At 63.6% G+C, this 18,975-nt stretch carries 12 protein-coding genes and 7 pseudogenes; 14 read left to right on the forward strand and 5 right to left on the reverse strand.

Going from position 1 to position 18,975, the window contains the following annotated elements:
* Positions 1–109 precede the first annotated feature (109 nt).
* The 5 genes and pseudogenes from G3436_RS01040 to G3436_RS01060 all read left to right on the forward strand — a co-directional run bounded on the left by G3436_RS01040 (position 110) and on the right by G3436_RS01060 (position 5,175).
* Positions 110–1,617 (forward strand): annotated as a pseudogene (locus G3436_RS01040) (sensor domain-containing diguanylate cyclase).
* Positions 1,618–1,876: 259 nt separating this feature from the next.
* A pseudogene (locus G3436_RS01045) lies at positions 1,877–3,423 on the forward strand (sensor domain-containing diguanylate cyclase).
* A gap of 171 nt (positions 3,424–3,594) precedes the next feature.
* Positions 3,595–4,164, forward strand: coding sequence for an SPOR domain-containing protein (locus tag G3436_RS01050; protein ID WP_163940467.1), 570 nt, complete (start codon positions 3,595–3,597; stop codon positions 4,162–4,164).
* 55 nt (positions 4,165–4,219) lie between these two features.
* A complete protein-coding gene (locus G3436_RS01055) occupies positions 4,220–4,735 on the forward strand; it encodes a GNAT family N-acetyltransferase (protein WP_163940469.1) in 516 nt (171 codons plus the stop codon).
* 14 nt (positions 4,736–4,749) lie between these two features.
* Positions 4,750–5,175: an HD domain-containing protein gene (locus tag G3436_RS01060; RefSeq protein ID WP_163940471.1), complete on the forward strand. Its 426-nt coding sequence runs from the start codon at positions 4,750–4,752 to the stop codon at positions 5,173–5,175.
* Here G3436_RS01060 and pdxR read toward each other — a convergent pair.
* Positions 5,160–6,647, reverse strand: coding sequence for a MocR-like pyridoxine biosynthesis transcription factor PdxR (pdxR, locus tag G3436_RS01065; protein WP_163940473.1), 1,488 nt, complete (start codon positions 6,645–6,647; stop codon positions 5,160–5,162). The genes G3436_RS01060 and pdxR overlap by 16 nt on opposite strands.
* A gap of 101 nt (positions 6,648–6,748) precedes the next feature.
* Between pdxR and G3436_RS01070 the strand changes: the two genes are divergently transcribed.
* Positions 6,749–7,384, forward strand: coding sequence for an FMN-binding negative transcriptional regulator (locus G3436_RS01070; RefSeq protein WP_163940474.1), 636 nt, complete (start codon positions 6,749–6,751; stop codon positions 7,382–7,384).
* A 143-nt stretch (positions 7,385–7,527) separates the two neighbouring features.
* Positions 7,528–8,493: an endonuclease domain-containing protein gene (locus G3436_RS01075; protein ID WP_163940476.1), complete on the forward strand. Its 966-nt coding sequence runs from the start codon at positions 7,528–7,530 to the stop codon at positions 8,491–8,493.
* A gap of 42 nt (positions 8,494–8,535) precedes the next feature.
* Here G3436_RS01075 and G3436_RS01080 read toward each other — a convergent pair whose 3' ends face one another.
* From G3436_RS01080 to G3436_RS01090, 3 genes and pseudogenes are all read right to left on the reverse strand, one after another.
* Positions 8,536–9,603, reverse strand: coding sequence for an endonuclease/exonuclease/phosphatase family protein (locus G3436_RS01080; RefSeq protein WP_163940478.1), 1,068 nt, complete (start codon positions 9,601–9,603; stop codon positions 8,536–8,538).
* Positions 9,604–9,681: 78 nt separating this feature from the next.
* Positions 9,682–9,927 carry a DUF1654 domain-containing protein gene (locus G3436_RS01085; RefSeq protein WP_163940480.1) on the reverse strand — a complete coding sequence of 82 codons (246 nt, stop codon included), beginning with the start codon at positions 9,925–9,927 and terminating at the stop codon, positions 9,682–9,684.
* A gap of 195 nt (positions 9,928–10,122) precedes the next feature.
* Positions 10,123–11,210 (reverse strand): annotated as a pseudogene (locus tag G3436_RS01090) (asparaginase).
* Between the two features lie 337 nt (positions 11,211–11,547).
* Between G3436_RS01090 and G3436_RS01095 the strand changes: the two are divergent.
* The 7 genes and pseudogenes from G3436_RS01095 to G3436_RS01125 all read left to right on the forward strand — a co-directional run bounded on the left by G3436_RS01095 (position 11,548) and on the right by G3436_RS01125 (position 18,503).
* Positions 11,548–12,503, forward strand: a pseudogene (locus tag G3436_RS01095) (substrate-binding domain-containing protein).
* A gap of 46 nt (positions 12,504–12,549) precedes the next feature.
* A pseudogene (locus G3436_RS01100) lies at positions 12,550–14,098 on the forward strand (sugar ABC transporter ATP-binding protein).
* Positions 14,095–15,090, forward strand: a complete 996-nt coding sequence (locus G3436_RS01105; RefSeq protein ID WP_163940482.1) for an ABC transporter permease — start codon at positions 14,095–14,097, stop codon at positions 15,088–15,090. The pseudogene G3436_RS01100 and the gene G3436_RS01105 overlap by 4 nt, the downstream one beginning before the upstream one ends.
* A 3-nt stretch (positions 15,091–15,093) precedes the next feature.
* Positions 15,094–16,116, forward strand: a complete 1,023-nt coding sequence (locus G3436_RS01110) for a LacI family DNA-binding transcriptional regulator (protein ID WP_163940484.1) — start codon at positions 15,094–15,096, stop codon at positions 16,114–16,116.
* A 13-nt stretch (positions 16,117–16,129) separates the two neighbouring features.
* A pseudogene (gene rbsK, locus G3436_RS01115) lies at positions 16,130–17,046 on the forward strand (ribokinase).
* On the forward strand, positions 17,043–17,447 hold the full coding sequence (gene rbsD, locus G3436_RS01120; RefSeq protein ID WP_163940486.1) for a D-ribose pyranase: 405 nt from the start codon (positions 17,043–17,045) through the stop codon (positions 17,445–17,447). The pseudogene rbsK and the gene rbsD overlap by 4 nt, the downstream one beginning before the upstream one ends.
* A 31-nt stretch (positions 17,448–17,478) precedes the next feature.
* Positions 17,479–18,503 (forward strand): annotated as a pseudogene (locus G3436_RS01125) (nucleoside hydrolase).
* On the opposite strand, the gene G3436_RS01130 reads toward G3436_RS01125, so the two are convergent.
* Entirely contained in the window at positions 18,475–18,705 is a 231-nt protein-coding gene (locus G3436_RS01130; RefSeq protein WP_163940488.1) for a hypothetical protein, read from the reverse strand. The pseudogene G3436_RS01125 and the gene G3436_RS01130 sit on opposite strands and share 29 nt — an antisense overlap.
* Positions 18,706–18,975 lie beyond the last annotated feature (270 nt).

Consider the following 18,975-nt stretch of genomic DNA (forward strand, 5'->3'; position numbering starts at 1 on the left):
TTATCGATCACTACTTGCAGTGCGCGGCATTGCGGGTTACAGGTGGTGGCAGATACCTTTAGTTGTGGCATCGCTGGAGTGCTTTATGGCCACCCCCCCTTTGCCAGGAATGGCGCCCCGCAAACGTGATGTGCGTCTTGCGGTTTTACTCTTGCTGGTCATCTGTTTTTCGCTGGCATCACTGACCGGGTGGAAAATCTGGTCGTCGCGCGAGCGTGCCTTGAGCGAGGTCAATGGGCACAGCCTCAACCTGACCCAGGCACTGGACACCTATGCCGAAGGCGTCATTCGCCAGAGCTCGATGCTGTTGCTGGGGATTGACGAGCGTCTCAAGGTGGATGGTGACGGGCCGCGCCAGCTCGAACGGCTGCGTTCGCTGGTGGACGAGCATGAAAACCTGCTCACCCAGTTGCATGGCATCATCATCTACGACGCTGACGGAGACTGGTTGATGTCGTCGAACGGCCCGGTCCCGGCCGGGGCCAACAGTGCCGATCGCGAGTTCTTCATTCATCACCGCGACAGCCCGTCGCGCGAGGTGTTCATCGGCCCGCCGATCCAGAGCCGCTCCCCCCAGGAATGGGTGATTACGGTGAGCCGGCGCTTCGAGCGTACACCGGGGGAGTTTGCCGGGGTGATCGCGGTGACGCTGGGGGTGGAGAATTTCCTGCGCCTGTTCGGCAAGATCGACGTCGGCCAGGACGGTGCGATTGCCCTGGCCTACACCAGCGGGCGCATGCTGGTGCGTTATCCGTTTCGCCAGCAGGACATGGGGCGTGATTTCTCTCGTTCACCGATCTACACCCATTACCTGGTGGAGAACTCGGTGGGCACCGCATCGTTTGCATTCAGCCAGGATGGTTTGGAGCGCTTGTATGCCTTTCGCAAGAACGAGCACTTGCCGCTGGTGACCACCGTGGCCATCGGCAAGCACGAGGCATTGGCGTCGTGGCGGGTGGAGGCGGGGCTGACGGTGGGGTTGGTGCTGGCCTTGCTGGGGGTGATCGGCACGATCGGGCGGTTGCTGATCCGCGACATCCGCACCGTAGCGAAATGGATGCGCAATTGCTGATTGCCAGGGAGGAACTGCTGGCGACCAACCAGCAGTTGGAGGTGCTGGCTACCCATGACCAGTTGACCGGGCTGGCCAACCGTCGGCGTTTCGATGAAGTGCTGCAAAGCGAGACGCGCCGTGCGCAGCGTGAGGGGCAGCCGCTGGCGTTGCTGTTGATCGATATCGATTATTTCAAGCGTTTCAATGATCGTTATGGGCACATTGCCGGCGATGAGTGCCTGAAGGCTGTGAGTGCGCAGTTGCTGGCGTGCGTGCGTCGGCCATCTGACCTGGTGGCGCGCTACGGTGGTGAGGAGTTGGCGATCGTATTGCCCAATACCGACCTGGAGGGTGCGGTGGTGGTGGCCGAGTCGGTGCTGGCGCATCTGGAGGCGTTGAACGTGGTGCATGCCGACAGCCCGTTCGGGCGGGTGTCGGTGAGTATTGGTGTGGCGTGCCTGCGCGGGCAGGGCGAGCCTGCCTTGGCGCTGGTGGCGGCAGCTGACCAGGCACTGTATGCGGCCAAGGCGGCGGGGCGCAATCGGGTGGTGGTTGACGAGTAGCGATGTGTCGCTCCTGCCCCCGCAAAGTATCGATGTCAATTGGCCGTGGCGGAGTAGCTGTAGGAGTGTTCTACAGCGTGCGCAAACTCATAAACGAAGTCTTATCGTGTTAGTGGGCGCATGACGGTGATGGAAATTGCCGTTGTTTGAGCTGCAACCCTTGCAGTGCGCGGCATTCCGGGTTACAGGTGATGGCAGGATGCCTTTAGTTGTGGCATCGCCGGAGCGCTTTATGATGACCACCCCCTCTTTGCCAGGAATGGCGCCCCGCAAACGTGATGTGCGTCTTGCGGTTTTACTCTTGCTGGTCATCTGTTTTTCGCTGGCATCGCTGACCGGGTGGAAAGTCTGGTCGTCGCGCGAGCGTGCCTTGAGCGAGGTCAATGTGCACAGCCTCAACCTGACCCAGGCACTGGACACCTATGCCGAAGGCGTCATTCGCCAGAGCTCGATGCTGTTGCTGGGGATTGGCGAGCGCCTCGAGGTGGATGGTGACGGGCCGCGCCAGCTCGAACGGCTGCGTTCGCTGGTGCAGGAGCAGGACAACCTGCTCACGCAGTTGCATGGCATCACCATCTACGACGCTGATGGAGGCTGGTTGATGTCGTCGAACGGCCCGGTCCCGGCCGGGGCCAACAGTGCCGACCGCGAGTTCTTCATTCATCACCGCGACAGCCCGTCGCGCGAGGTGTTCATCGGCCCGCCGATCCAGAGCCGCTCCACCCAGGAATGGGTGATTACGGTGAGCCGGCGCTTCGAGCGTACGCCGGGGGAGTTTGCCGGGGTGATCGCGGTGACGCTGGGGGTGGAGAACTTCCTGCGCCTGTTCGGCAAGATCGACGTGGGTCAGGACGGTGCCATTGCCCTGACCTATACCAGTGGGCGCATGCTGGTGCGCTATCCGTTCCGCCAGCAGGACATGGGGCGTGATTTTTCGCAGTCGCCGATCTATACGCATTACCTGGTAGAGAACTCGGTGGGCACGGCGTCGTTCGCCTCCAGCCTGGATGGGGTAGAGCGCCTGTACGCGTTTCGCAAGAACGAGCATTTGCCGCTGGTGACCACGTGGCCATCGGCAAGCACGAGGCGCTGGCGTCCTGGCGAGTGGAGGCCGGGTTGACCGTCGGGTTGGTGCTGGCCTTGCTGGGAGTGATTGGTGCGATCGGGCGGTTGCTGATCCGCGACATTCGTCACCGTATCGAAATGGACACGCAGTTGCTGATTGCCAGGGAGGAGTTGCTGGCGACCAACCAGCAGTTGGAGGTGCTGGCGACCCATGACCAGTTGACCGGGCTGGCCAATCGTCGGCGCCTTGACGACGTGCTGGATGGCGAGACTCGGCGTGCGCAGCGCGAGGGGCAGCCGTTGGCGTTGCTGTTGATCGATATCGATTATTTCAAGCGCTTCAATGATCGTTATGGGCACATTGCCGGTGATGAATGCCTCAAGGCCGTGAGTGCGCAGTTGCTGGCGTGCGTGCGTCGGCCATCTGACCTGGTGGCGCGCTACGGTGGTGAGGAGTTGGCGATCGTATTGCCCAATACCGACCTGGAGGGTGCGGTGGTGGTGGCCGATTCGGTGCTGGCGCATCTGGAGGCGTTGAACGTGGCGCATGCCGATAGCCCGTTTGGGCGGGTATCGGTGAGTATTGGTGTGGCGTGCCTGCGCGGGGAGGGCGGGCCCGCCTTGGCACTGGTGGCGGCGGCTGACCAGGCGCTGTATGCGGCCAAGGCGGCGGGGCGCAATCGGGTGGTGGTGAGCCAGCAGGTGCTGCACACAGAGTTGGCGTCGAGCCACCAAAGCTGACAACCCTGATTCTGCAGGCCATGGTACGTTGCAACAAATTGGGAGCGGCCTTGAGCCGCGATGCGCCGCCGGGCGGCGCTCGATCTCAACGGCGCAGCTGAATCCAAGACATGCACCTCAAGCCCCGCCCCAGGTGCTAAAATCCGCCGCTCGAAACCAGAGGATAAACGCGTGCGCAAAGTGGCGGTGGTAATGGCAGTGGTGGCCCTGGCCGGCTGTGACAATGATGCCGAACGGGTTCACAAGCAGGTTGCCGAGCATCTGGATAACCCCAAGACGGCCAAATTCGCCAACGTGCGGTTCAACAAGCAAGGCGACATCTGCGGCCAGTTCCGTGGCAAGGACGCGGCCGGCGTGTTCCAGCCCTACCGCAGCTATGTGGCGATCAAGCAAGGCACCGACTACCAGATCATCATCGACCAAACCGCTGGCGATCTGCGCATCCGCGAGATCTGCGGCGGCGCCGAGCTGCAGCGCCGTGCCAATGCCCTGGCCGACCAGCCCGCCCCCGAAGGGTGGGATGTCGAGATCGTGCAGGGGCCGAACATGGGCGCGCTCAGCGACATGACCGCACGCCTGATCGAAAAACAGATCCCCTCCTCGGTGGTGTACCGCGACGGCAAGCCAGTGGTGTTGCTGGGCCCATACCCCGACAAACCCACTGCCGAAGCCAGCAAGAACGACGTGATGGCCCGCCTGGGTACCGACTCGGTGGTCATCCAGCACGGCGCCGAACGCTAGCCACCGCGCGCCCGCGCCTTTTACACTCGCGGCTTGTCTTCAAGGATGAGCCGTCATGAGTGAGTCACCTCCCACCATTACCCTGCAGCGTTGCGGGGAACAGCACATCGATGGGCTGACCGCCCTGTACAACCATCCGCAGGTAGCACGCCAGGTGCTGCAGATGCCGTATCAAAGCGCCGACCTGTGGCGCAAGCGCATCGCCACCGACAACGAACGAATGGTGTTTCTGGTGGCCCTACATCAAGGTGAGGTGATCGGCAGTTGCTCGCTGGAGCAGGCCCTGCGTGTGCGTCGCAGCCACTGCGGTGGCGTTGGCATGGGGGTCGCCCCGGCCTGGCAAGGGCAGGGCGTGGGCAGTCGTCTGTTGGCCGCGGTGCTGGAGGTGGCAGACAACTGGATGGGCCTGCAGCGTGTCGAACTCACCGTGTACGCCGACAACCAGCCGGCGTTGGCGTTGTATCGACGCCACGGCTTCGAGGTTGAAGGGCATTTGCGCGACTATGCTTTGCGTGACGGTGTGTTGACCGACGCCTGCAGCATGGCGCGTCTGCGACGACGCGAGGGTTGAGAGGAGGGAGGCTTATGTCCACGCTGGAGCGAGCCATTGCGGTTGCCGCCAGGGCCCACGAGGGGCAGCAGGACAAAGGGGGGACGGCGTACATTCTGCACCCCTTGCGGGTCATGCTGCGGGTACAGACCACCGAGCAACGTATTGTCGCCGTGCTGCACGACGTGCTTGAAGACACCAGCATGAGCCTGGCGGACCTGGCCCGTGAGGGCTTCGCGCTCAAGATTCTGGCGGCAGTGCAGGCGCTGAGCCGACGCGATGACGAAAGCTATGAAGCCTTTGTCGCGCGCCTGGGCGGCGACCCCCTGGCGCGGGTGGTCAAGCTGGCCGACCTGGCCGACAACAGCGACCTCTCGCGCATCGCCATGCCCGGCCCGGAAGACCTGGCCCGCCTGCAACGCTATCAGCAGGCCAGCGCCTACCTTCAGGCGCTGGCCTGAGCGCTGGCCGCGCCAATCACGGCGGCCAGGCGCTGCATCGCCGCGTTGATGGCCTGGTCAGTGAACCCACCCAGGCCCAGGAGCAATCCGGGCTTGCCCTGCGCGCCGGCATACATGGGCGATACGGCCCGTACCACCACACCGGCTGCAGCGGCCTTGATCGCTACCTGCTTGTCATCGATACCCGCTGCCAGCCACAGCACCAGGTGCATGCCCTGATCAGTCGGCTGTAGCCACGCCAGCTGCGGCGCCAGCCAGCGCGCCACGGCCTCGTTCACCTGCCGATGGATCGTCGCATACACCCCGCGGATACGGCGGATATGCCGGTCCAGATGCCCTTCGTTGATAAACGCTGCCAGCACCTGCTGGTCGGCATTGGCCGGGTGGCGATCGATCAGCACGCGCGCGCCGCAAAAAGCCTCCACCAGGTCGTGCGGCACGATCGCGTAGCCCAGGCGCAGGGACGGGAACAGGATCTTGCTGAAGGTGCCCAGGTAGATCACCCGCTGTGGGTCCAGCCCCTGCAGCGACGGGAACGGGTGGCCGGCATAGCGCAGTTCGCCATCGTAGTCGTCTTCCACGACCCAGGCATCCTGGGTTCGGGCCCAGGCCAGCAAGGCCTCGCGCCGGCGCATGCTCATCGGCATGCCCAGCGGGTACTGGTGCGACGAGGTGACGAAGGCTGCGCGGGCGTGCGCGCAGGTGGCGGTGCCGTGCTCCACCACCAGCCCCTCGGCGTCCACCGGTACACGCACCATCTGCCCGCTGTGCCCGGCACTTTCGAGGATGGCGGTGATGCCGCGGTAGGCCGGGTCTTCGACCCAGGCAAAGTCCCCCACGTCGAGTAGTACCTGGCACGCCAGGTACAGGCCCTGCTGGGTGCCGGAGGTGATGATCACCTGGCTGGCCTCGCAGCGTACCGAGCGGGACTTGCGTACGTAGTCGGCAACGGCTTCGCGCAGTTCGATCGCGCCCATGGGGTCGCCGTAGCCGGTGGGGGCGCCTGGGCCACGGGCGCGAATGCGGTTGCCCAGGCGGCGCCAGATATCATCCGGTGCGGCCTTGCCCAGTGGCACCGACACGGCAAACGGTACCTGCGGCACGGCGCCGAAGTGCCGTGCCACCTGGGCAAATCGCTCGATGCGCGCAGAGGCCGCGGTCGGCCTGGGCAGGGCCGGAACGTGTGCCGCGGCGGGTTGTTCAAGGCTGTGCGCTACCCGCGTGCCTGCGCGCCCGCGCGACTCCAGAAAACCTTCTGCCGTGAGTTGCTCGAACGCCTCGATGGCCGTGCCCCGCGCAATCATCAGCGACTTTGCCAGCACTCGGGTCGAGGGCAGTGCCTCGCCGGGCTTGAGATCACCGCGTCGGATCGCTGCACGCAACGCCTGGGCCAGCTGGCGCCCGAGCTGGCCACTGCTGCGGTCCAGCGTGCCCAGCGACGGAATGTCCACTACATTGGCCTTGCGCGCCATCGATTCTGGTCCGGTGATTATGTTGGATAGTGGCTCTATACCATGGGCCAATTGCACAACACAATCGGCCTTCGCTCTTCTGCACGATGGATGGACAAGCCATGTATGTTCCCGAGTCTTTCAACGAATCTCGCCCCCAAGTGCTGCATGAACTGATCATGCAAAACCCGCTCGGTGTGCTGGTCAGCCACGGCGAGGGCGGGCTGGATGCCAACCACCTGCCGTTCCACCTCAAGCCGGCCGAGGGTGCGCACGGCGTGCTGCAGGCCCACGTGTCGCGGGCCAACCCGGTGTGGCGCGAACTCAACAACGGTGATGAGGTGCTGGTGGTGTTTCGCGGGGCCGAGGCCTACATCTCGCCCAACTGGTACCCCAGCAAGCACGAGACCCACCAGCAGGTGCCCACCTGGAACTACCAGGTGGTGCACGCCCATGGCCGGGTCACCCTGCATGACGACGAGCGCTATGTGCGTGGCCTGGTGGCGCTGCTCACGCGTACCCACGAAGCGTCCCAGCCGCAGCCGTGGAAAATGACCGATGCGCCCAAGGACTACATGAGCGACATGCTCAAGGCCATCGTCGGCGTGGAAATCGAAATCACCCGGTTGGTCGGCAAGTTCAAACTGGGCCAGAACAAGGCGGCGCGGGACATACACGGCGCGGCGCAAGGGCTGCTGACGGTTGGCAATGCGGCGATGAGCGACGCCATGCTGAAGAAGGTGGACGTAGGCATCTAACCAGGGGGTTGCCAGGCAAATCGACTTTTCCTACGCAGTCAGCCAGAATCGGTTGGCTCGGCTGGGCAATGGCATTTTGACTGTATCGGTCGAGTGAATCAGCGTTGTACCGGCCCGACTTTCCACTGCCCAGACGAAAAGACATGAACCAAGATGAGTGGTTGTCGCGCAACGCTGCGCAGTTCGGCAGCGAGTTCGAACGACTGTTTGCCCTGCAGGTGCTCAGCCTTGTCGCCGAGATCCGTTACGAGTCGTTGAGCCTGCAGTTCCCCTTCAAGGACGTGGATGGCAAGCAACGCTATTGCGACTTTGTCATCAGCGAAGAGGGCGGTGTGCGCATTGCCATCGAAATCGATGGTTACGACAAGCGCGGTGACGGCACAGGCATGTCGCACGACGACTTCATCGATTGGCAGCGTCGCCAGGCTGCGCTGACGTCGCAAGGCTGGCGGGTATTGCGGTTTGCCAATCGTGATGTCAGGGACGAGCCGGCACGCTGCGCTGGCCATATCCGCGCGCTGCTCGAAGAGGAGCGTAAAAAAGCCCATAGCCTGTTGTCGCACACACGCCAGCATGCGGGTGCACAGCAATTGGCTGCGGTGCAGGGCAGTCAGATCAAAGGGCTCAACAAGGAGGTTTCGGTCATGAAGTACACGATCATGTCATTCACTGCGCTGATCGCGGTACTGATCGTCGTGTTTGCGTTCAAGGGCAATGAATCGAGCGCTGGCCCGGTGCTGGCCAGCTCGGCCGTGGCAGCGCCTGCTGCGCCAGCGGCGTTGCAAGGCGCCACCTGCGACAACCCGCTGGATTGGCGCGAGGCCGCGCGCCATGTCGGCCAGAGCGCCGCCGTGGTGGGGCCGATCATCAAGGTGACCTACAAGCCAACCGCCAAGGGCCAGCCGACCTGGATCGACCTCGGTGCTGGCTTCCCGAGCACGCAACGGCTGGGGTTGGTGGTGTGGGGCGAGCATCGCGCAGCATTCGCGCCGTTGCTGTCGCAGCCGTTGGAGGGGCGCAATGTGTGCGTGATCGGGCGCATCGAGCAGTACAAGGGTGTGCCGCGTATCGAACTGAAGAGTAGCGGCCAGCTTCAACTGCTCAACTGACCCTCGGGTGCAGCCTTTGCGCAAGGCTGCACGGGTATGCGCTCAACCAGCGTTCTGGCAGTTCAGCGCAATGCTGTAGCCGTCTGCCTTGGCCGCCGATTCGTCGTTGAACTCGACCCGGTTCTTTTCCGCAATGGCGTTGTACGACGGGCAGTCCGGGCGATGGTAGCGCTTGGAGCCGCGATGCCCTCGCACGTGCGTGGTGGCGGCGACGGTTGCGGATTTGGCAGGGGTGGCCGCGGTGGGGCTGGCTGGCGAAGCGGTGCTTGCAGTTGCCGTACCTTTGCCATGCCCCAGTTCGGCGCGAAGGAACACCGGCGCGTGATCGGAAATGTTTGCCCGGCCCTGTTGGTGCGTTATACCCAGATGCTTGGGGTATTCGTACACGCCAACGCTGTTGACCTTCATCGACGAAGCCTTGCTGACAAATATGTTGTCGTACAGGTTGGCGAACTTGCCGTCGGTTGTAGAGAGCGTGCTGGCGCCTTTGGCCAGCAGCGGCTTGGCGCTTGCATTGAGCGGCGCCCAGGCGGGCGACGAAGGCGGCATGTTGAAGTCGCCCATCAGCATGATGTGATTGTTGCCCGGGTAGACGTCCTTGAGCCAACCCCAGTAGCTCGACAGTGCCTCGATCTCTTCAAACCGGTCGGCAGGTTTCTTGCCGTACACGATATGCACCGTGGCGACGACGAAGTAGGCATTGTCGGTCAATGACTTGAAGCGTGCGGAATAAGGCTCGCGTGCAAAGATGTTCTTGCGGTCAATGTAGGACAAGGCACCGTCTTCGTAGGCGACCTTGCTATCTTTCCATACGAAACCATACATTTCCTTGTACGAAGAACGGCCCACTGCATCGGAAGCCATATAGCTCCAGTGCTCGCCGCTTTGGCGCGTGAGTTCCTTGGCCAGTTTGTCCAGGGCGGCTGCGTTCATCAGTTCCTGCACGGCCAGAAAGTCGACGTTCTTCGCGACTTTCGCGATGGCCTTGAAGTCCTTGTTGGGGCGCTCGCTCAGGTGTTCGAGGTTCCAGGTGCCAATACGCGTTTCAGCCAATGCCTGGCCACACAACAGCATCAGCAGCATCACTGCTGCTGCAAAATTCTTAAACATCGTTACGTCCAGTTTTTTACGGATAACGCCAATGCCCGCAGGCTGGCGGCAAGTCGGCGCAGGAGCGGTGTTGGCGTTTCAATCTTCTTTGGGCACAACCCAGAAAATCTGCACGCCGCCGTCATCCCGGTACGCCAGGGTGACGTTGTCGTTCTCGGCGATTTCTTCGAGCAGGGTTTCCCAGTCGGCAGGTGTCTCGTGCTCGAGGCGGAAGATCAGCGCCGCGCGGGACTTTTGTGCCGTGGGTGAGTTGATGATTTTCTGGATGCGAATGCCCAGCTGCTCATAGCTGCTGGCAGGCTTGGCGGCGGAGGAGGTGGCCACGGGGTCGGTTCCTTGTTTTGCTGTATGCGCATACAGTATTTTACTGTAAGGCTTTTCGCAACAGCTCGTCGGTGAAAGAACCCATGTGACCGCACACAGCGCAGACTGCTGCGCTGTGCAAAAAATAAAAGTGTCGAGGTTACAAGAGGTTAGGCCGCCCAGCCGAGGGCGGGCGGCCTGACCGGGGTACTGAACTCAGTATTCCCAGAAGATGCGCTGCAGCTCTTTGCTGTCCTGGGTCTTGGTCAGGGCGACCATGGCCAGGATGCGCGCTTTTTGCGGGTTGAGGTCGTGCGCCACTACCCAGTCGTTCTTGTCGTCAGGCTGCTCGGCATTACGCAGCACGAAACCACCCTGGTTGACGTGGGACGAACGAATGATCTGCACGCCGTTCTTGCGCAGCTCCTGCAGCGCCGGCACAACCCGCGACGACACCGAACCGTTGCCGGTACCCGCGTGGATGATGGCTTTGGCACCGGCCTGGCCCAGGGCCTTGTAGGCGGTGTCGCTGACGTTGCCGTAACCGTAGGCGATGTCTACGGCGGGCAGGCTGCTGATGGTCTTGATGTCGAATTCCGAGCCGCTGGTGTGGCGCTTGGCTGGCAGGCGGAACCAGTACGACTTGCCTTCCACGACCATGCCCATCGGGCCCCAGGCGCTCTTGAACGCTTCGGTCTTGATGTTGACCGACTTGCTCACGTCACGGCCCGACTGGATCTCGTCGTTCATGCTGACCAGCACGCCCTTGCCGCGCGACTGCTTGTCGCTGGCCACGGCCACGGCGTTGTACAGGTTGAGCATGCCATCGGCGGACATCGCGGTGCCCGGGCGCATCGAGCCCACCACCACGATCGGCTTGTCGGTCTTCTCGACCAGGTTGAGGAAGTAGGCGGTCTCTTCCAGGGTGTCGGTACCGTGGGTGATCACGATGCCGTCGACGTCCTTGCTGTCGGCCAGTTCCGCGACACGCTTGCCCAGTTGCAGCAGGTTGTCGTTGGTGATGCTTTCGGAGGCGATCTGCATGACCTGTTCGCCACGCACATTGGCCAGGTTGGCCAGTTCCGGTACCCCGGCGATCAGTTTGTCGACGCCCAGCTTGGCGGCCTGGTAGGTCGCGCTGTTGGCAGCACTGGCGCCGCGCCGGCAATGGTGCCACCGGTGGCGAGGATGACCACATTGGCCAGTTTCTGTTGGGTTTCGGCTTCCTTGGCGTTGACGCCTGCCGGGAACAACATGAACAGGGTAAGGGCGGCTGGAGCAAAGGAGTGAAGCGCAGCTTTCATCGTTGTTTTTCCCTATGAGTGAACTCGCTGTGTTGCATAGACAAGTTCAGCAGAAAGCGTACCAGTTATCGAATGAGCTGCTTTTTGACGTCAACTAATTGATTTTTATGGTTTTTATTGAGGTTTATAGCCTGCACCCACAGCGCCGGTGTATCGGAAAGCCGAATTTATTGCTGTAGGACTGTTCGGTTTTCCGAAGATTTTGAGGATAATTCCCGTCACTGTTGCGGCAAGGGATGACCGCAGGTTGATTTGACAAAACCCGGTGGCGTTTCCATAGTTGTTAGCCGCAAACGTTTGCGACCCGACAATAATCAATAAGATTCGGAGTGAACCCATGACGCTGCCCTTCGCTGGACGCCTGCTGGCCATTGCCATGCTTGCCACCTTCGCTACTGCCGTACCCTTCAGCCAGGCCCATGCCGACACGGCCAAGCCCAAAGTGGCGCTGGTAATGAAGTCGCTGGCCAACGAGTTCTTCCGGACCATGGAGGACGGCGCAAGGCCTACCAGCGAGACCACGCTGGCGAGTTCGACCTGGTATCCAACGGCATCAAGGACGAGTCCGACACCAGCAACCAGATCCGTATCGTCGAGCAGATGATCGTCTCCGGGGTCAATGCGCTGGTGATCGCCCCGGCCGACTCCAAGGCCCTGGTACCGGTAATCAAGAAGGCCATGGACGCTGGCATCACCGTGGTCAATATCGACAATCGCCTCGACCCGGGCGTGCTCAAGAGCAAGAACCTCAGCGTACCGTTTGTAGGCCCCGACAACCGCAAGGGCGCGCGCCTGGTGGGCGAATACCTGGCGACCCGGCTGAGTGAGGGCGACCAGGTTGGCATCATCGAGGGCGTGCCCACCACCACAAACGCCCAGCAACGTACCGCCGGCTTCAAGGACGCGATGGACGCGGCCAGGATTAAGGTCGTGTCCACACAGTCGGGCAACTGGGAAATCGACAAGGGCAACGCCGTTGCCTCGGCGATGCTCAATGAATACCCCGACCTCAAGGCGCTGCTGGCCGGCAACGACAGCATGGCGCTGGGCGCCGTGTCTGCGGTGCGCGCAGCAGGCAAGGTGGGCGCGGTGCAGGTGGTGGGCTACGACAATATCAAGGCTATCCAGCCGATGCTCAAGGACGGCCGCGTGCTGGCCACGGCCGACCAGTATGCTGCCAGGCAGGCGGTGTTCGGTATCGAGGCGGCCCTGCAGATGCTGAGCGGCAAGACGCCGAACGTGGATGCCGACAACGTCATCCAGACCCCGGTAGAACTGGTCAAACAGCCGTAGTCAGTTGACGGCGCCTGCCTGCGGGCGGGCGCCAGGAGAATGCGTTATGTCTGCGACTGCAGAGGTTGTGTTGTCGGTCAGTGCGATCGGCAAGACCTATGCCCAGCCTGTGCTTGGCGAAATCGAGTTGTCGTTGCTGCGCGGCGAAGTGCTGGCCCTGACTGGCGAGAACGGCGCTGGCAAGAGCACCCTGTCGAAGATCATCGGCGCCTCGAAGTGCCCACCACTGGCCAGATGCACTACCACGGCAAGCCCTATCAGCCGGCCAGCCGCACGGCGGCCGAGCGCCTGGGCGTACGCATGGTGATGCAGGAGCTGAACCTGCTGCCGACCTTGAGCGTGGCCGAGAACCTGTTCCTGGACAACCTGCCCAGCCGTGCCGGCTGGGTCAACCGCAAGCGCTGCGCCAGATGGCAACGGCGGCAATGGCGCAGGTGGGCCTTGAGGCCATCGACCCCGACACCCTGGTGGGCGAGCTGGGTATCGGGCATCAGCAGATGGTCGAGATTGCGCGCAACCTGATCGGTGACTGCCATGTACTGATTCTCGACGAGCCCACCGCGATGCTCACCGCCCGCGAAGTCGAGCTGCTGTTCAGTCAGATCGAGCGCCTGCAGCAGCGCGGCGTGTCGATCGTGTATATCTCCCATCGCCTCGAAGAGCTCAAGCGCATCGCCCAGCGCATCGCCGTGCTGCGCGATGGCAAGCTGGTGTGCGTGGAGCCGATGCAGCGCTACAGCAGCGAGCAACTGGTCAACCTGATGGTGGGGCGCGAGCTGGGCGAGCATATCGACCTGGGGCGCCGTACGATCGGCGCGCCCGTGCTGCGGGTCAAAGGCCTGGGCCGTGGCGACAAGGTGCAGGATGTCTCGTTCGAGGTACGCAGCGGTGAAATCTTCGGTATTTCCGGCCTGATCGGTGCTGGGCGCACTGAACTGTTGCGCCTGATCTATGGCGCCGACATGGCCGACAGCGGCAGCATCGAACTGGGCAACCCGCTGCGCCCGGTGCGCATCGACTCGCCGGTGGCCGCCGTACGCCACGGCGTGGCGCTGATCACCGAGGACCGCAAGGGCGAAGGCCTGCTGCTGTCGCAGTCGATCAGCGCCAACCTGGCGCTGGGCAACATGCCGGCCCTCTCCCGTGCGGGCCTGGTGGATGCCGGCGCCGAGCGGGCGTTGGCCGAGCGCCAGATCGAGGCCATGCGCATTCGCAGTGCCGGGCCCGAGCAGCCGGTGGGCGAGCTTTCCGGCGGCAACCAGCAGAAGGTGGTGATCGGCCGCTGGCTGGAGCGCGACTGCAGCGTGCTGCTGTTCGACGAGCCCACGCGCGGTATCGATGTGGGGGCCAAGTTCGACATCTATGGCCTGCTCGCCGAGCTGACCCGTCAGGGCAAGGCGCTGGTGGTGGTGTCCAGCGACCTGCGCGAACTGATGCTGATCTGCGATCGCATCGGCGTGCTGTCGGCCGGTCGCCTGATCGACACCTTCGAACGTGAGCACTGGAGCCAGGACCAGTTGTTGGCCGCTGCCTTTGCCGGCTACCAGAAACGTGATGCGCTGCTCCACGACGCAGCGCCCAGGAACCCCGTATGAAAACCTCCCCGATACACACCCCGACCAACGTGCCGGCCAAACGCGGCGCCACCTACCTCGGCCTGGGTACTTACCTGGGCCTGGCCGGTGCGCTGCTGGCGCTGGTGGTGCTGTTCTCGCTGTTGAGCAGCCACTTCCTGTCGTACGGCACCTTCAGTACCTTGGCCAACCAGATCCCCGACCTGATGGTGCTGGCGGTGGGCATGACCTTCGTGCTGATTATCGGCGGCATCGACCTGTCGGTGGGCTCGGTGCTGGCCCTGGCCGCCTCGGCGGTCAGCGTGGCGATCCTGGGCTGGGGCTGGAGCGTGCTGCCGGCCGCATTGCTGGGCATGGGCTGCGCGGCCCTGGCCGGGACCATCACCGGCTCGATCACCGTGGCCTGGCGCATCCCCTCGTTCATCGTGTCGCTGGGCGTGCTGGAAATGGCACGCGGCATGGCCTATCAGCTCACCGACTCGCGCACCGCGTACATCGGCGATGCATTCGCCTGGTTGTCCGAGCCGGTGGCGTTCGGCATCTCGCCGTCGTTCATCATTGCCTTGCTGGTGATTGTGCTGGCGCAACTGGTGTTGACCCGCACCGTGTTCGGCCGCTACCTGATCGGCATCGGCACCAACGAAGAGGCCGTGCGCCTGGCCGGCATCGACCCGCGCCCGTACAAGATACTGGTGTTCTCGCTGATGGGGTTGCTGGCGGGCCTGGCGGCGCTGTTCCAGATCTCGCGGCTGGAAGCGGCCGATCCCAACGCCGGCTCCGGGCTGGAGTTGCAGGTGATCGCCGCCGTGGTGATCGGCGGTACCAGTCTGATGGGCGGTCGCGGTTCGGTCATCAGTACCTTCTTCGGCGTGCTGATCATCTCGGTACTGGCCGCCGGGCTGGCGCAGATCGGTGCGTCCGAGCCGACCAAGCGCATTATCACCGGGGCGGTCATCGTGATCGCCGTGGTTCTCGACACCTACCGCAGCCGGCGTGCGCGCCGGCGGACCTGAACAATGGCAACCATCAAAGATGTAGCGGCGCTGGCGGGTATTTCCTATACCACCGTCTCCCATGTGCTGAACAAGACCCGCCCTGTGAGTGAACCGGTGCGGCGCAAGGTGGAGGCGGCCATCGCCGAACTGGACTATGTGCCCAGCGCCGTGGCGCGCTCGCTCAAGGCGCGCTGCACGGCCACCATCGGCCTGCTGGTGCCCAACAGCGTCAACCCGTACTTCGCCGAACTGGCGCGGGGTATCGAGGACGGCTGCGAGCGCAATGGCTACTGCGTGATCCTGTGCAACTCCGACGACGACCCGCGCAAACAGCGCAGCTACCTGCGCGTGTTGCTGGAAAAGCGCATCGACGGCCTGATCGTGGCCTCGGTGGGCGAGGATGCCGACTTGCTCGACAGCCTGGCCAGCGTGCGTACACCCATGGTCATCGTCGACCGGGCGCTGGACGGGGTCGAGGCTGACCTGGTGCGCATCGACCACGAGCAGGGCGCTTACCTGGCGACCCGGCACTTGCTGGCGCTAGGGCACGAGGACATCGCCTGCATCAATGGCCCGGCACACACCAGCGTGGCCAAGATGCGCCTGGCCGGTTTTCGGCGGGCCCTGCAGCAGGCCGGCGTCACGCTGCGTGAGGGGCGCGTGGTCGAAAGCGACTTCACCAGCCTGGGCGGCTATGGCGCGGCCGCGCAGCTGCTGGCCCATGACCGGCCAACGGCGATCTTTGCCGCCAATGACATGATCGGCATGGGCGTGCTGCGCGCGGCCGCCGAGCGCAATATCGGCGTGCCGAGCGAGCTGTCGGTCATTGGTTTCGATGATATCCAGATGAGCCAGTACGTGTACCCCGCGCTCACCACGGTCGGGCAGTCGATCCGTGAATTGGGCGAAATGGCGTCCGAGCTGTTGCTGCGGCGCATCGGCGAACCGGCGCGCAGTGGCGTGGAGCAACGCATCGTCGCGCCGAACATCGTGTTGCGCGAGTCGACCGGGCCACGGCCCGACCTTTTCAATGATTACCGCTAGGACCCAGATGGCCATGCAAGCGAATGTAGTAGTGGTAGGCAGCCTGAACATGGACCTGGTGACCCGCGCCGAGCGTCTGCCGGTGGCGGGTGAAACCCTGGCCGGCGAGTCGTTCGGCACGGTGCCGGGCGGCAAGGGTGCCAACCAGGCGGTGGCCGCCGCGCGGTTGGGCGCACAGGTGGCGATGATCGGTTGCGTGGGGCAGGACGCCTACGGCGACCAGTTGCGCCAGGCGTTGCTGGGCGAGGGCATCGACTGCCAGGGTGTCGACACCGCGGCGGGCGTCAGCAGCGGTGTGGCGCTGATCGTGGTGGACGCCAGCAGCCAGAACGCCATCGTGATCGTGGCGGGCGGCAATGGCCAGTTGCTGCCGGCATCGGTGCAGCGTTTCGATGCGCTGCTGCAGGCCGCCAAGGTGATCATCTGTCAGCTTGAGGTGCCGCAGGCTACCGTGGCGTACACCCTGGCCCGTGGCCGGGCGCTGGGCAAGACTGTGATCCTCAACCCGGCACCCGCCAGCGGGCCATTGCCGGCTGACTGGTTTGCCGCCATCGACTACCTGGTCCCCAACGAGAGCGAGGCCAGTGCCCTGACCGGGCTGCCGGTCAACGACCTGCACAGTGCACAGGCGGCAGCCACCCGCTTGCTGGCGATGGGCGTGGGCAAGGTGATCGTCACCCTTGGGGCGCAGGGCGCGCTGTTTGCTGATGGCCAGGGCTATCGGCATTTTCCTGCGGCGGTGGTACAGCCGCTGGACACCACGCAGCCGGTGACACCTTTGTCGGCGGGTTTGCCGCCGCGTTGGCGCAGGGCAAGCCGGAGGACGAGGCGATCGCATTCGGTCAGCAAGCTGCCGCATTGTCGGTCACGCGGGCCGGCGCGCAACCGTCGATTCCTCACTTGAACGAACTGCAAGGGCTGGCCCCATGAAGAAAACCCCACTGCTCAACATTGCCCTGTCGCGCCTGGTGGCCTCGCTGGGCCACGGTGATGTACTGCTGATCGGCGATGCCGGTTTGCCGGTGCCGGCTGGCGTGGAGTTGATCGACCTGGCGCTGACCCCCGGTATCCCGGATTTTGTCAGTACCTTGCGTACCGTGTTGGCGGAGATGCAGGTCGAGAGCCATGTGTTGGCCGAGGAAACACTGCAGCATAACCCGCCGGCGCTGGCGCACATCGAGCAGATGAACGCGCGCGGCGAGCTGGGCGCACGACACCTGATGAGCCACGCGGCGTTCAAGCAGCTCAGTGCGCAGGCCAAAGCCATCGTGCGCACGGGCGAATGCCAGCCCTACACCAACATCGCGCTGGTGGCGGGTGTGACCTTTTGAACCTTCCCCCCTTGAGCACAAGGAGTGCCCGATGCCTGAACTTGCCCATAAAGCCAAACGTCTGCTGCGAGGTGTATTGCTGATGTCAGCCCTGTCGAGCACGGCCGCCCTGGCGGCGCCCCGCGACCTGATCATCGACACCGACCCGGGGGCCGATGACGTGGTGGCGCTGTTGTTCGCCCTGGCATCGCCTGAAGCGCTCAATGTACGCGCCATCACCACGGTGGCCGGTAATGTGCGCCTGGACAAGACCTCGCGCAACGCACGGCTGGCCCGTGAGTGGGCCGGGCGCGAAGAGGTGCCGGTGTATGCCGGCGCGCCGACGCCGCTGGTGCGCACGCCGATCTATGCCGAGAACATCCATGGCGAGGAGGGCTTGCCTGGGGTGGCTGTGCACGAACCGAAAAAAGGCCTGGAGCAGGGCGGGGCGGTGCAGTACCTGATCGATACCTTGAGCACTGCCGAGCCGCACAGCGTCACCCTGGCCATGCTCGGCCCGCAGACCAACCTGGCGTTGGCACTGATCCAGGCGCCGCAGATCGTCACGGGCATCCGCGAAGTGGTGGTGATGGGTGGGGCGCACTTCAATGGCGGCAATATCACCCCGGTGGCGGAGTTCAACCTGTATGCCGATCCGCAGGCGGCCGAGGTAGTGCTGCGCAGCGGGGTCAAGCTGACCTACCTGCCGCTGGATGTGACGCACAAGGTGCTGACCAGCGAGGCGCGGCTGAAGCAGATTCGTGGCGTGAACAACCACGCGAGCAAGCTGGTGGGTGACATTCTGGATGCCTATGTCAAAGCCGACATGCAGCACTACGGCTTGCCGGGTGGCCCGGTGCATGATGCCAGCGTGATTGCCTACCTGCTCAAGCCGAGCTGTTCAGTGGGCGGCAGATTTACATGAGTGTGGACAGCCGCGAAGGCCCGACCTTTGGTCAGACCGTCGCCGACTGGTATGGCACGCTCAAGCAGCCGGCCAATGTGAGGTGGATCGACAGCGGTGATGCGCAGGGCTTTTTCGACCTGCTCAGCGCGCGTCTTGCTCGGTTGCAGTAGCGCTGCTCAGCTCGGCCTCGGCGGCGGGCCAGTAGCGTTCGAACACCTGGTCGACGAAGGTGCGGGCGGCTTCGTGGCCGAGGTCCTGCACCAGCAGGTCGGCGGCGATGATGAACAGCTCCTCGGTGGTGCCTGGGCTGTAGGAGCGGTGGCCGTCAGGCCAGGTAACCTTGATGTCGGTGTCCAGGGTAGGGCTTTTCATGGGGGTCTCGATCGAAAGTGCACGTGCTTTTCAGTACAGATGCCGGGCCCTGGCGTCTGCAGCGGGGGGCATGATTGCGCTCCGCCAACAGGTGCAAGTTAACCATGTCCGCGAAGGGCTGGCACTGCTACTTAGGCATAAGCAGTGGGGGGAGGTAAACCAAAGGGTGATTGATGCTCGGGTTTGTGGATAGCGGGTGATGGCCCCTTCGCTGGCGAGCCAGCTCCCACAGGTTCTTGCAGCGCTCACCAAACCTTGTGGGAGCTGGCT

Source organism: Pseudomonas brassicae (assembly GCF_010671725.1).
GTDB classification, from domain to species: Bacteria; Pseudomonadota; Gammaproteobacteria; order Pseudomonadales; family Pseudomonadaceae; genus Aquipseudomonas; species Aquipseudomonas brassicae.